The sequence below is a fragment of the Prevotella micans F0438 genome (assembly GCF_000243035.1).
In the GTDB taxonomy this organism is placed as follows: Bacteria; Bacteroidota; Bacteroidia; order Bacteroidales; family Bacteroidaceae; genus Prevotella; species Prevotella micans.
Window position 1 is genome coordinate 97767 of the sequence record NZ_JH594521.1, and the last position, 14687, is coordinate 112453.

8 protein-coding genes are annotated in these 14687 nt (G+C 46.4%); 3 read left to right on the forward strand and 5 right to left on the reverse strand.

Annotated features, from left to right (window positions below; all coding sequences use genetic code 11):
- Window positions 1-38 precede the first annotated feature (38 nt).
- On the forward strand, window positions 39-3290 hold the full coding sequence (locus tag HMPREF9140_RS00355; RefSeq protein WP_006950939.1) for a TonB-dependent receptor: 3252 nt from the start codon (window positions 39-41) through the stop codon (window positions 3288-3290).
- A 1421-nt stretch (window positions 3291-4711) separates the two neighbouring features.
- On the opposite strand, the gene HMPREF9140_RS00360 is transcribed toward HMPREF9140_RS00355, so the two are convergent.
- The 4 genes from HMPREF9140_RS00360 to HMPREF9140_RS00375 all read right to left on the reverse strand — a co-directional run bounded on the left by HMPREF9140_RS00360 (window position 4712) and on the right by HMPREF9140_RS00375 (window position 9876).
- Window positions 4712-4963, reverse strand: coding sequence for a type B 50S ribosomal protein L31 (locus HMPREF9140_RS00360; protein WP_006950941.1), 252 nt, complete (start codon window positions 4961-4963; stop codon window positions 4712-4714).
- Window positions 4964-5084: 121 nt separating this feature from the next.
- Window positions 5085-6041 (reverse strand): choice-of-anchor J domain-containing protein, encoded by a 957-nt coding sequence (locus HMPREF9140_RS00365; protein WP_006950943.1) that lies wholly within the window; start codon window positions 6039-6041, stop codon window positions 5085-5087.
- Between the two features lie 15 nt (window positions 6042-6056).
- Window positions 6057-7286 carry a DUF5689 domain-containing protein gene (locus HMPREF9140_RS00370; protein WP_025073318.1) on the reverse strand — a complete coding sequence of 410 codons (1230 nt, stop codon included), beginning with the start codon at window positions 7284-7286 and terminating at the stop codon, window positions 6057-6059.
- Between the two features lie 19 nt (window positions 7287-7305).
- Entirely contained in the window at window positions 7306-9876 is a 2571-nt protein-coding gene (locus HMPREF9140_RS00375) for a TonB-dependent receptor (RefSeq protein WP_006950946.1), read from the reverse strand.
- A 167-nt stretch (window positions 9877-10043) separates the two neighbouring features.
- Here HMPREF9140_RS00375 and HMPREF9140_RS00380 point away from each other — a divergent pair, with 167 nt between their 5' ends.
- Both HMPREF9140_RS00380 and HMPREF9140_RS00385 read left to right on the forward strand, forming a co-directional pair.
- A complete protein-coding gene (locus HMPREF9140_RS00380; RefSeq protein WP_006950947.1) occupies window positions 10044-11090 on the forward strand; it encodes an endonuclease/exonuclease/phosphatase family protein in 1047 nt (348 codons plus the stop codon).
- Between the two features lie 11 nt (window positions 11091-11101).
- Window positions 11102-11683 carry a uracil-DNA glycosylase family protein gene (locus tag HMPREF9140_RS00385; RefSeq protein WP_025073317.1) on the forward strand — a complete coding sequence of 194 codons (582 nt, stop codon included), beginning with the start codon at window positions 11102-11104 and terminating at the stop codon, window positions 11681-11683.
- A 566-nt stretch (window positions 11684-12249) separates the two neighbouring features.
- On the opposite strand, the gene HMPREF9140_RS00390 is transcribed toward HMPREF9140_RS00385, so the two are convergent.
- Window positions 12250-14679 (reverse strand): DUF3160 domain-containing protein, encoded by a 2430-nt coding sequence (locus HMPREF9140_RS00390; protein ID WP_006950952.1) that lies wholly within the window; start codon window positions 14677-14679, stop codon window positions 12250-12252.
- Window positions 14680-14687: the final 8 nt, after the last annotated feature.

A 14687-nucleotide genomic window follows, 5' to 3' on the forward strand; every position in this document is an offset into this window, starting at 1 on the left:
AACTAATTAAATTTGCATACACGTAAACAATTCAAACTATGTACAGAAAATTAATCCTTTTGGTTGCAATGTTTGTTTTCACTGCAACCTCAATGATGGCCCAGGTTACAACATCGGGCATCAGCGGAAAAGTAACCTCACGCGGAGAAGAGGTGATTGGTGCATCGGTTAAGGCCGTTCACGAACCATCGGGTACCATCTATCGTGCTGTGACCAACATTGATGGTAGGTTCACCATCCAAGGCATGCGAGTGGGCGGGCCCTACAAGGTAGAGATTTCCTATGTTGGGCAACGCACCAAAACCTTCAACCGAATAGACCTAAAGCTGGGTGAGGTGGAAGACCTTTCGTGTGCGATGGAAGACGACGCCCGTGAACTACAAGAAATAGTAGTGACGGGGAATGCCAGTCTCAACGCCACCAAAACCGGCGCAGCACAAAGTCTTAATGCACGACAGATTGCCGAAATGCCCAGTATAACGCACGGAATAGCTGACGTGGCGAGGTTGAATCCGCAGCTGACAACGTCGAACTCGGGGGCTATGTCGTTTGCAGGTGCAAATAATCGCTACAACTCATTCATGATTGACGGTGCGATGAATAACGACGTGTTCGGACTAGCGTCGGGCGGATCGAATGGCGGACAAGCCGGAGCACAACCCGTATCGATGGAAACTATCGAGCAGATTCAGGTGAATGTGGCGCCTTTTGATGTGCGACAAAGCGGTTTCACGGGAGGTGCGATAAACGCCATCACTCGTTCGGGAACCAACAATTTTCACGGAAGCGTGTACGGCTTCGGGAATAATCACAATCTAATAGGCCGACACTATCCCTATGCCGACGGTCGCGGATTGGCCCCGCGCTATATGGAACAGAGTGAATCGCAATGGGGGATAACTCTGGGTGGACCGATTATAAAGGACAAGCTGTTCTTCTTCGTGAACTATGAGAAAGCCGACAAGCAATATCCCAACCTCAACGGATATCGCAGTGAGGGTTCGCGGGTGAATGCCGATGAGGCTGATGATGTTCTGCAAAAAATTAAGACGATGGCTAATAAGCAAGGTCTTCAATATAATGGCGCGTTCGACAACCCCGAAATCTACACCCGGAGTAATAAGTTCGGCGCGAAAATAGACTGGAACATTAACGACTTCAATAAATTCTCGTTCCGATGGAGTCTCGTCAACGCCAAGCAACTCAACAACGTTAGCGGAGCCTCGTCCGTGAACGATAACCATTATTATTACCCCTTCAAAAACATAACCAACTCCTTTACGGCCGAACTACAGAGCCGACTGTCGCCACTGGTGAGCAACGAGGCCCGTGCAAGCTATGTGAGAGTGCGCGACAAACGTGATGTGGCATCGCCATTCCCGATGATTTCGGTGCAAGTCACCGGCGGAACGGTGAATATCGGAAACGAACGCTCATCGATGGCAAACTCGCTAGACCAGGATATCTTCACCGTCGAAGACAATGTCACATGGTTCCGCGGCAACCATACTTTCACCTTCGGAACCCACAACGAGTTCTATAAATTTGCCAACCTCTTCATTCAGGACATCAACGGAAGCTATGAGTTTGCCGACCTGGCGCACTTCAACAAATACTACGACGACTATATGGCCGGCACCGTAGACCCGAACTACAACTATTTTCAACGCTACAGATTCGGAATGGCCAACGTCGACGTCACTGGCGACCCCAGATGGAAGAGTCCATTTGCAGCCGGACAGCTCGGATTCTATGCGCAAGATAAGTGGGACATCACAACATCCTTCCAACTAACCTACGGGCTACGAATGGAAATTCCACTCTTCTTCGACACTCCAACAGCCAATACAGGTTTCAATCAATACGCTGAACAGCACGGATGGGGAGTGAAAACCGACCACAAATTATCGAGCACACCGATTCTCAGTCCGCGAGCCGGATTCAGATGGGACATAGCAAAGAACCGACGCTATATTCTCCGCGGAGGAATGGGGGTGTTTAGCGGTAGAATTCCCTACGTATGGATGAGCAACAACTTCTCCAAAACAGGCGTACAAATGTCAACCTACTCCGTTAACCAGCCGAAAGGACTCGAAATGCTCCTCGACCCAGACAACCAGCTCGCCAACGCAAACAAGCTCAAGGCATCCACCGGTAATCAAGAAATCAATGTGTTCCAGAACGACTTCCGGTTCGCCCAAACCGTCAAATTCAACCTCGGGTTCGACTTCAAGGCCCTCGATATCGATTGGACGGCCGAAGCCATATACTCCAAAACACTCAACGACGTATATTACAAGAACCTCGCCTACGACCGAACAGGCCGAACCTTTGGCGAACTAACAGGATATGTTTGGGATAACCGACCGATGTTCGAACGCGTTACAAACAACACACCCTACGCCAACGTTTACGAACTCTGCAACACAAACAAAGGCTACACCGTGAACCTATCACTCAAAGCCGAAAAACATTTCGCTTTCGGACTCGACCTCATGGCAAGCTACACCTGGACACGCTCCATGAGCATCAACAGCGGAACATCGCACGTGGCCGGAAGCAACTGGATGTACAACGCAACCCACATCGACCCCAACGAACCGGAACTCGGCTTCAGCGCATTCAATGTGCCACACCGACTACAAGCCAGCGCATACTACCGGGCACATTACGGACATTGGCAAACAACCGTCGGAATAATCTATCAAGGACGAAGCGGCTCGGCATACGTCATGGAAATGTATGGCGATATGAACGGCGACGGTGCCATCTCTAACGACCTTATGTGGATACCCACCGACCAGCAAATCGACCAGATGCGATTCACACCAACCGCAGTCGACAATCGCCAGGAAACCTATCCGCTCATAACCCAGGTGCTCGGCCCCGGATTCCACGGAACCTTAACCGAAGACCAACAACGTACACTGCTCAAAAGATGGATTGCCGGCGACTCCTACATGCGCAAGCATCGCGGAGAATATTTCAAACGATTTGCCGACAACCTGGCCTTCGAACATCACTTCGACGTCCACCTGGCACAGAAATACAACTTCCGCGTAGGGCGCGAAACCCACGCCATTGAGTTGAGTCTCGACATAATCAACCTCGGCAACCTGCTCAACAAGAACTGGGGCCACACTTATGGCGACGCATTCAACGTTTACTACAGTCCGTTCAGCTACGACGGCGGCGGCTTCTTCCATTTCGACGGCACCCACGTGGCCCGCAACTACAGCGATTACTACAGTCGTTGGCGCGGTCAAATCGGTCTCCGCTACACTTTCTAGCGTTCACCATCTCTCCGAGCGGAAGTCTGCAGGTCTTTGTTCCCCATCGTCGGCGCCAGGACAGCAACAAGTACAACTTCCCTTTCGGATGTCTTACAATAGAACGATTTCCTCTCCACCCCTCATCACCCATCACCCCTCATTCCTCATCCTTATCAAAAGAATATCTCCTCGTGCAGGAGATATTCTTTTTTATTTGCACGCAATGATTCACTACGCGACCCCGGTTTTTAAGATAATTACCGCACATCAAGCCCTGTTATAGGGGGTGGCAGAGCATAATCCATTGATTTCATCTCGGTACGAGCTTGCGCGAGCCTTGCCGGCGATATGTTTGCGTCGGTCTCAATATCGAAACGCGCATAAAATACTCTGGCCGGCTGTGTACGAGGGCATTTTATCTGAAACAATATCGTCGCCGGCACTTAAAACTTATTTTTTCCTTTAGCGATACCGTCGCTAACACTTAAAATTTATTTTTTGCTCCAGCGATATCGTCACTAGGATTTAAAACATATTTATATCCTTAGCGACATCGTCGCCGATGGTGAAAATAAAATATTAGTTAAGGCGATATCGTCGCCAGCACTTAAAAATTATTTTATGTTAAGGCGATGATGTCGCCAGCAGTTAAAATGAAATATAAGTTAAGGCGACGCTGTCGCTGATAGTGTAAATAAAATATATGTTAAGGCGACATCGTCGCCTTAACATAAAATAATTTTTAAGTGTCGGCGACGCTGTCGCCAGAGCAAAAAATAAGTTTTAAGTGTCAGCGACGCTGTCGCCAGAGTAGAAAATAAATTTTAAGTCATAGCGACGCTGTCGCCAGAATAAAAAATAAGTTTTAAGTGCCGGTGACGATATTGTTTCAGATAAAACGCCCTCGGAAACAGCCGGCCAGAGTATTTTATGCGCGTTTCGATATTGAGACCGACGCAAACATATCGCCGGCAAGGCTCGCGCAAGCTCGTACCGAGATGAAATCAATGGATTATGCTCAGTCGCACAATCGCACTCTCCTGAAAAGTCTTTGTTAGAGTGCAGCGTGAGGTCGGCATAAGAAAAAATGAATCCGAAACGGGCATTAGCCCGCATGTAGGGACGGCCTCTGTGTCTGTCCGCACCCCTGCCAATTCGGGCATTAGCCCGCATGTAGGGACAGACCCCGTGTCTGTCCGAGCCCTGACGCGAAAGGACGAAATATGTTATGCGGTCGGTAGACCGAATTGGCATGGGGCTCGGACAGACACGGGGTCTGTCCCTACATGCGGTCGTTCCGCCCGAGTGGGATTCTCTATTTAAACCGAACTAGCATAGTCATAGAGTGCGGCGGCAATAAAAGCGGCAATAAAAGAAGTGCGGACAAACGTATATGCAACTACGCTTGCCCGCACTTCGAGGGGGAGGGGGATTATTTATTATTTATTCAGCTTACCGTAACGGTTCATGAATCGGTCTACGCGACCGGCTGTGTCGACAAGCTTGCTCTTACCGGTGTAGAACGGGTGAGAGGAGCTTGAGATTTCGATTTTTACCACTGGGTAAGTTTCGCCTTCAAATTCTACAGTGTCGTTTGTTTTGCATGTAGACTTTGATAGGAACATATCGCCGTTGGACATATCCTTGAATACGACGGGACGATAGTTTTCTGGATGAATACCTTTTTTCATTTTTGATGTTTATGTTGTTGTTAATAAAATCGGGAAATTGTCTGCGGCGGTGAGTATTCCGGCCAACCGACGGTTGCAAAAGTACGGATAAATCCGTAGGTTGCAAAGGTTTCCTTTTCTTTTACTTGATGAGTACGTCTTTGACTTCCCATGTAGAAGCACTTGCGGTGGTGCTTATGTAGAGGAATGCTATTTGAACTTTAGCTTGTCCGACATAGGCGGTGAGATCGCACGTAGCGTCTACGAAATTCCAGTCGTTCCCTGTCGGATAGGCCGATACTTGAAGGTCGGTCCAGGTTGTTCCGTCAGTCGATACTTGTACCTTCCATTCGTCGGCAGCGGTTACGAAAAATCGGCCGGCGTGCTTGAAGGTGAGGGTTGCTGCTGTTCGGCCGGCGAGACTGAACTCGGGCGATATGAGACGGCTTTGAGCTGCATATTTATTCTTGTTGAATGCGGAGGCTCTCATATATCCTTTCTTATCATGGGCCCAGATTTGTTTGAGCTCTGTCGGTAAGTTGATGTTGTTGATTGTGAAGCCATCTTCAGAGCTAGCGAAAGTGGCTTTGAGAATTTCATTTGCCGGAGGCGGAGTGGTTCCGCCGGTTATGGAAATTATCTTGCTGCCTTTGTCCATCTCGCTTGTCTTGCTTCCATCTTTGTTTGTGTAGGATTTGAGAATGCCTTTCACTACTACGGTTTTGCCTGCTTCGAGGTCGGCTTTAGAGGCGAAGTCGGCTCCATTAAGTCCTTTTCCGGAGTAGATTTTGAGTGTCTTATCGGTTCCGTTGTCTGAGATGTAATACGTGATGCTCTTGTATGTATCGTTATACGATACCACTTCGGAGATGATTCCTTTGACATAGGCCTCGCCGCTGAGCGCTTTCCCACCGTTTTCATTGATTTTCTGAACGGCTTCTGCAACGGTAAATGCTGTTGCTTCAGTGTTCAAGTCGACTGGCTTAGTGGGGTTGTTATCGGGTTTATTGTAGGGTGCCGGAACGTCTTCGCAACTTGTTAAGGTGAAAGCTGAAGCCGATATGGCTAGGGCTATCATTGAATAAATTAATTGTTTCATCTGTTTATGTATTTATTAATTGATAGAGATAATCTTACTGTCTTTGGCCACTTGAGGGGTGCCGTTGTAGAGGGTGAGCTTTCCTTGAATGACCACTTTCTTTCCTTCGCTGATTTGATTGGCTGCAGTGAATTTGTTGCCGTTGAGATATTTTCCGCGGAATACTTTCAGCTGGTTGGCGGTTGTGCCGTCGTCGGAGATGAAATAGTTTGCGTTGCCGTATTGTGTCGACACGGATTCGATTTGGGAAATTGTTCCGGAGATATAATATTCCTTGTCTGCCGAGAATTTACCCGTCGTAATCATGCTGATAGCTCGCGTCACATCGAAGGGCGATGCTGCAGTGCCTTCGCCTGTTCCTGCCACTCCGGCAAATGGGTTAACCGAGGTGGGTTGAACGTCGTCTAGGGTACGGATAATAATTTCCCATTGGTCGTTGAATCGTTTGAATATACCGGTTATGTCGACCTTCCCTGTTGGAATCTTGGCATTTGCAAAATCGGCGTAGTTGCTGTTGTAGACAATCACTTTCTTGGCGTCTTGCTCGTTGAGGGTCCAGCTCACGTTTCCTGCTCCTCCATTAGCATTGGCATATGTTGAGTCTACTCCTTTTGTGTCGTTACTTCTGAAGCTGACGTTGCGAATGACTCCGAGCTTACCGCCGTCTTTTTCGATGTCCCAAGTGGTGGGGTTCGTACCTGTGGCAAAAACTGTCGGCACAACCTTATTGCCGGTGGAGAGAATCTTATAGTGTTGCTCCCAGGTGGCGCGTTTGATTCGACCGATGGAAGAGAGTCCTTTCTGATTCATTGTCGGAACTCCTATCTCGGCTTGCAGTCCGTAGTTGCCCACGTAGAGGTCTTTTAAATCAAGTAGGATTTCTGTCCCAACGGGTAGCGCGCCATATAATCCGTTTTGGGCCACTGATACTATGATTGCTCCGGTGTTATCTTCAATGGCAATTTCGTTGTAGATGTTGCCTTGCGCGTCGGAACTAGTGACAATGCCTTTGATTTGGAGCGAATCGGTTACTTGTCGATAGCTTACTCCGAGACGATAGTCGGTTTCAATCTCCGTTGCAAACATATCTTTGAGCTTGGCTATGGTGATAACTTTACTCTCGGTGATGTTGTTATTTCCGTAGGGGATTGGGCCGTTCTCGTCGATTTCGGTATAGCTATTACCCATGCACGACGCCAGAACTGCACCGGCAACCATCATTAATATATACTTTGCTTTCATTATAATTACTCTTTCGATTTAGTTAGAATTTGTAGGATATATTCAGTATGCCGTTGATTCCATTCACGTAATATTTCTTGGGGTTACGATAGAAATCCATTGCGCGAGCTGTGGTTTGTCCGGTAGACTGATTCACGGTGTAGCTGCTTCGGCTCATTTCGTAGCCTCCGCTAACGATAGTTCTGTTGTTGAGTAGATTTACAATGGTGAGGTTTATCGACAATCGACCATGACTCAAATAAATGTTCTTACCTATGGAAAAGTCGAGCATGAATCCACCCTTTCCTTTGGTTTGTGGATGCGGGGTGTAGTTGCCCTGAGAATCCATTCCTCCATATTGGGTTCCCATCGTTCGCAATGTTTGTCCGTAGCGAAGATTCGGAGCATAGGAGAGATAGATACGGTCGTAATAGTTTCCAGCCAAATCAATGAACCAACCGCGCCTATTATAGCTGAGTATGGCACTGTATGTGGAGAGTGGAGTGCCAGATTCGCGCATACCTTTATTATATACGACATCCTGATGCAGAGTACTCTTTGTGGAGTTCATGTATATCACGTCGGCATTGTTGAGATTCTTGGCTTCATTCCATGCTCCGAGCATTTTGAAGTTGAGATAATTCGTGAGTTTGAAATCGAGTCCAAGTTCAACTCCATAAATGTCTTTTTCAATGCCGGTCATGCTCACGTAAGTGAATGAGTTGCCATCATCAAAATAGAAGTTCTGCCATTCTGTGATGTGAGTGAGATGGTTATAGTAGGTACTCAGATTGGCACTTATCCAACTATTGGAATATTGGTAGCTGGCTTCGCTGGAGAAAATACGCTCGTTATGCAGATTGAGCACAAAGTCGTTATTCATTTCAGGAGAAATAAAAGCTGTATTTGCGCTTGGAGCCCGATATTCATATCCAGCGCCGAGCGAAAGAGCATTACCTCGTCCGATATTCCAAGTTCCTCTGAGTTTACCTCCACCCGTGAGGAATCCAGCGTGCTTACTCTTACCGAAAGAATTGTCGGCAAACATTCCATTGCGCATGTGTCCGTGTCTATACATATCGTCGTAGCCAACTTTAGCAGCAATCATGAAATAAATTCTGCCGAGGTTTTGAATATAATTGCCCCAAAGAGTTCCGCGGCGAACGTTTATGTTATAGTCATAACCGAACTTATCTCCCACATATATCAGCTTGCCTAGGCCTTGTGTCCCCATTGTATTCAAGTCGTATTGCACACGTGGATCGTTTATTGGGTAGGTTCCGATAGCATAAGTGTTCACGTTATGGAAACTTTTTGCGCCGAGCAAATCTTCCATTGTTTGATAGTGTCGTCCGATGGTTTGTCCTAGTACCAAACCAACATTGAATAATTTATTGTTTCCCAGATTTCCTCTAAGAGTTGACGATAGGGCCGTCATGAAATTATCGTTGTGCTTTGCCTGAACATAGTAAAGTGCATCTTGTCCGTTCAGAGCAGCCTGTCGGTTTGCATAATAAAGCTTGTCCCATTGGATTTGCCGATTTGTTTCGCTGCCCCACCAATCAACTGCTGCTTTCCAGTCGGCATATGCTTGTGGAGTACGGAATCTTGCATCGCCAGTGCCCCAAACATCATAGTAACTACTGGGCATGTTTTTCCAATAGTCGGGCTGCGGATTCTCACTGTTGTTATAGTTCAGTTTCGTGCTCTTGTACATCGAATACTTTGCAAACAAACTTGTTGTGAGTTTCATTTTGGGATTTATTTTCCAATCCCATGTCAGAATAGCCGACGGTGCAAAATCGTTCACTATTCTGCTATTTCTTTTCTTTCCGTTTTGATATCCCCAATAGGGATTGTATTGATAGTTGTTGGCTAACCAATAAGCTTCATCTGTGCTGGCTCCCTGCATGGCGCGTTCCGTTGGATTGCCCCATGTTGAAAAGCTAAGAGAATGGTTATCGCCCCATTTTTTTTGAACACCGAAGAAATAGGAAAGCGAATTATAGAAAGTTCCTTCTACATAGCCTTTGTCGGCCCAACGATAAGTGACATTAGCCGCAATGGCCCATCCTTTATTATTGAATCCGCTAGCATAAGTGTACATTCCGCGCAACGTGTAGTTGCGGTTAGCTCCCGACAGAGTTATTCGTTGTCCAGATGCCATCGAGCCTGCTCTGAAATCATAGTTATTACTTCCTGCAAGCCCGGGTACGGCAAAGTTGCTGTCTTCGAAAGGCAGGGCGAAATCAATGTTGCGAGTCTGCCTGTTCAAACCGCCCACCATGGAATAGTGGAACAATCCGCTTTCCATATCGTTCATCGGAGTGCCGTTGATGTAAATTTCATTATACTTTAGGTTCAGTGCACGATAGCGAAAACGTAAAGGAGAATAAAGAAATCCTACCTCTGAGGCATAGACATTACTGCGAGAGTTTAAAATAAGCACACCGCCGTTCATGTGGTCGTTCTCATTTAATTGAGCCTCTGTTAGAGTAAATGCCGACCCATCCATTGTGTTCGGTTGTTCTGAATGGTCGTCAGTGTTTATCTGACCCCGTACAATGCAGCAACTGCAAAGTGCAATGGCGGCAAATATCAGCTTTTTCTGCATAAGATGAATATTTATTAATGGATTCTGAAACTTTGCTCGCAAAGTAACGAAATAATTTTCAGAAACGGCTGGGTTTGTGAATTAAAATACAGAATTGTATGCTCTATTATCGGAATTATTCCCGAAATTTGCAGCACGAGCTTTAATATTCATAAAAAACAATCGATATGAAAAGGCAACTGTTTTCTTTAGTTATTATGATACTGCTGGCAGTTTCGGCAACGGCGCAAAAGAAATTTTCGGTGTATGCAATTGGGTTTTATAATCAGGAAAATCTTTTTGACTACATACACGATGAGGGGAAGGACGATTATGAGTTTACACCCGAGGGCTCTTACCAGTGGAATGAAATGAAGTATAAGAGTAAACTTCAAAACATGGCGCAGGTGCTGTCTGAAATGGGAACCGATGTGTTGCCGAATATTGGATGTGCGGTAATTGGACTTAGCGAGGTTGAAAATCAACGTGTCATGGCGGATTTAGTTACACAGCCTGCGTTAGCACAAAGGGGCTATAAATATGTACATATCGAAGGGCCTGACCTCCGCGGAATAGATTGCGCGATGCTTTACAACCCACGCATATTTACCGTTACGGGTCAGAAACTAATTCCTTACATCTATCAGCGTCCGGAAGACAACGCACACCCAACACGCGGTTTCTTGACCGTGACTGGAACGATGGCGGGCGAAGAAATGGGATTTATAATTTGCCATTGGCCCAGTAGAAGTGTGGGACAGGAGTATCGCGAGCTTGCTGCTCAGCAGGTGAAAAATATTAAGGACTCGCTTATTTACAATAATCCGGCGATGAATGTGATTATCATGGGCGATATGAATGATAACCCGACAAGCAAAAGTGTGAGAGAAGTTCTTTCTGCAAAGTCTGAACAAAACGAGGTTGAGTCGGGCGACATGTATAATCCATGGTATAATATTCTGGTTAGAGCAAGTTTCGGAACTTTACGTCATCGTGGAAAATGGGCGTTATTCGACCAGATTCTTCTTTCGCCGAATCTCATTGGAAAGACAGATGCCAAGTATCTTGGAACGCTTAAATTCTGGAAGAATCAGATATTCCATCGCAGTTATTTATTCCAGGAAGATGGGAGGAACCGCGGCGAGCTCAAGCGAACGACTTCGGACGGAGTGTGGCTCAACGGATATTCAGACCACTTGCCCGTTATTGTTTATCTTACGAAAGAGATGTATTAATCCATTTCAAAATGGAAATCGAAACTCACCCCTTTCAGCCATGGCTGCCCCGAGATTCAACCTTGCTAATGCTGGGTACTTTTCCTCCTTCTGAGAAAAGATGGTGCATGCCATGGTATTATCCGAATTACGCGAACGACATGTGGAGAATTTTCGGAGTCGTATTCTTCAACGACCCAAATCACTTTGTCGACCAGCCCCGGAGAACCTATAAACTTCAGGAACTAAAACAATTTCTGCTCGAAAAACGCATTGCAATTTTCGACACCGCCTTGAGGATAGAAAGAACTAAGGGAACTGCATCCGACAAGGACTTGCGCATCGTCGAGCAGGCTGATATTGACCATTTACTCGAGCAAATTCCCCAATGCAAGGCTATTCTCACTGCGGGCCAACTGGCAACTCAAACTCTTGCCAATCATTACGATATTTCGATTAAAAACCTAAAGATGGGCTCTTACACGACTTTTATTTTTCATGGCCGAAGCGTTCGTCTTTACCGTCAACCAAGCAGCAGTCGGGCCTATCCTCTGTCGCTTCTGAAAAAAGCCGAGTTTTACAGACAAATGTTCGTAGAGCTTCGAGAAATCTGATTTTTTAGAGTCTTCATATAATTTGGGCGGTGGAAAAAGTTTTTTTTCGACCCCTGCACATTGCGTGGCCCGAAAAAAAAGTTTTTTTGCTCCCTGCATATTGCGTGGCCTGAAAAAAAGTTTTTTCCGACCTCCGAAGAACTTTTGGCCTGAAAAAAAAGTTTTTTCCGTCCCCCGGGAACTTTTGGTCTGAAAAAAAAGTTTTTTTCGACCTCCGAAGAACTTTTGGCCCGAAAAAAGAGTTTTTTCCGTTCTCCGGGAACTTTTGGTCTGAAAAAAAAGTTTTTTTCGACCCCCGAAGAACTTTTGGCCCGAAAAAAGAGTTTTTTCCGTTCTCCGGGAACTTTTGAGCCGAAAAAAAAGTTTTTTATCCACTTCTGAAATACGCAGGGGACAAATTTTCGTTGCAGATAGTTTCTTGTATCCGTTAGGCGTCCGATTTGGCGAGAATGCCGGGCTCTGACTTGGGCGGCAGGTGTTTTTTTCGGTTCGGATTTGAAAAATCCTATAAGCGAATGAGCGCTTATAGGATTTTTTGTGATGGGGTAGGGGTGAACGGCTCGGAATCAGCAGCCCGAACTGTAGAAGAGCTCTTCGTTTTCTTCGGGGAGGATTTTGAGCGGAACAATTATTTCGTTCATCCATTGCGGTGTGCCGAGAGTGGTGTTTTTCTTGAGTTTTTCCTGCCACTCTTCGTCGGTCATGCGTTGCTCGTCGGATGGGCGTTCGAACTCGCGATAGGATAGCACGGCTCCGCGTGTGAGGTAGAGGTCTTTGCCGATTTGTACGACAACGTAGATTTCGTAGGCCGGGCCTACGCCTTCGTATAGAATCGCATGGCGCGGATTGTTCAGGGCGTTGGCTGTATAGACGTCGGCTACGACGGAGATTGATTTATCGGCTCCGCTAACGTCGTCCCATCCGCTGAGTTCTTCATTCGGTTCGCGAACCAGGTCGAGTGATATGTTTTCGAATGTTGCTCCGATGATTTCAATCTGCCCGTACTCTTCGTCGGTTAATTCCGGTGCATTGGGGTCGAGTTCCTTCTTGCTTATCCGTAGCAGAAATTCGGCCATCTCTTTAACTCGTTTGGTAGTTGCGGTTGTTTTCTCGGTTGTGAGGTTGAATTTCTTGTAGACCTTGTCGAGCGCCGTGATGAGTTCCACGGCCTTTGTCCAGAATCGAATATTCGGTTCTACGTATCCTTTCACCACTGGGTCTGGGACATCTTCTCCCGAGCCGCATTCTGCTCCCATTGGTTGTTTGGCATACAGTATTGCGTCGTGCTTTAATTCGGCCCAGGATGCGAGCGATGTGTTGAGATTCTTCTTCTCCCATTGTTTTGTTTTCATGAAATAGGGCATATTCGGGGCTACGTGGTTCATTTCGGCGAGGGAGTTTATCCATTTGTTGGCCACGGTTTTTTCCCAGTTGATTTGGCCCATGCACGTTTTCATTTTTTCGAGCGTTGGTGTGAATTTCTCCCATTTTGTGTTTTCGCTGAGTTCGTCGATTAGAATTCGCTCGGCTGCGGTACATCCGATGGCTGCGAAGACGTCTAATCCGCTTGGGAGCCTTCTTTTCGATATTTTGCTTTCAAAGTCAACCATTTCGTTGAGCACCTCTGCATCGGGCATGTAACGTTGCGGCATGAAGTTCACTTTGTACGGGTTGGTTCTCTGGATTTTCGGTAAGATGCGTATTTGCTTCTTGGCGAGTTGGGTTATTTTTTCAGCGAGCTCGTCCATGGCCTTTTCATTTTTGAAAAGTTTCTCGGTGTTCTGCTCCATGGGCCTCATGAGTTCATAAACTTGTGTGATTGTGATGTTGTCGGGTTCGCCGAATAAAAAAGTCATCGGTTCGAAGAGCGAGTTGTATGCGCTTCTTAGTTTTTGGTCGGTGCAGATGGTTTTGGCAATGAGTGCAGCCCGTTGTACTCCGTCGTGGGTGTCGGGCATGAATGGCACTGTCTGCAACCACATCATCGCCTTGAAATAGCGTTTGATTTTCTCGGATCGGGTGTAGTGACCGCGTGGACGGAAGAGCGAGTAGAAAAATTCCACATTGGTGTAACCTAGATAGCTTGAGAAGTCGTTTTCCGAATTGTTCACTTTTTTAATTTCTTCTTTGACCGTCTGCTGGTATTGTTGAGTTATGCCCGCGGGTATTTTGTCTTGCGCCAAAGCCAGAGCTATGGCAAAATATGCTTGACAATAGGCTGCGGTTGCTTTTGTTCTCTTGCCGGCAGATGGGTCATTCACAATCTGGGTCATCTTGTCGAACATTTGCTGACTTAGCTTTATGACGATTGGATTGAGCTTGTTTTCTTCAATGTCGCGCAACGATGAGTCGAAATAAAGATGGAAAAGCTGAAGATAGAGGTCGGTGGTAACGAAACTCGGGAAGTTGTAGTAGTCGTTCTTCTCGTAAAAGTGGAAAAGTTGGAGCCTGTCGTTCGGGACGATTGCAAATCCGTTTCGACCGAGGGCATTGAATAGTTGTTTGTCAATGTTTTCGAGCTGATAGGGATTAATGATATTGTCCACATTCACGATGGCTCCTTTCGGTAGCCGATTGTCGTTGCGGAGTTGTTCCTCGCGACTTTCAATCTTACGGATGAACTCGATTTCCTCTTTCGTATAAGTTGGCTGGGAACGCTTGTATTGCCCGTCTTTCTGCCATCCGTATTTGCCATTCGATTTTTCTTCGGCTATGAGTCTTTTGTATACCAGAGAGTCATACCATGATGTTTGTCGGTAAATGGAATACAGATCGGCGCTCTTGAAGATGTAGCCTTGTCGTGCGGCGAGTGCGTTACGCAAAACGCGGAGCTCGCTTAGCGATAAGTCTGAAATGTTCATCTTAAAATCGATCTTCTTGTCGAACTTTTCGATGTCGAGTTTTCCCTTGCCGGGCAGAATCACTTTTTTGTTTTGTGAGTGGGAGCTAATGGTCACAGCTAGAATAGCTATTAGCAGAAACATTTTCTTTTTCATAATCGTGA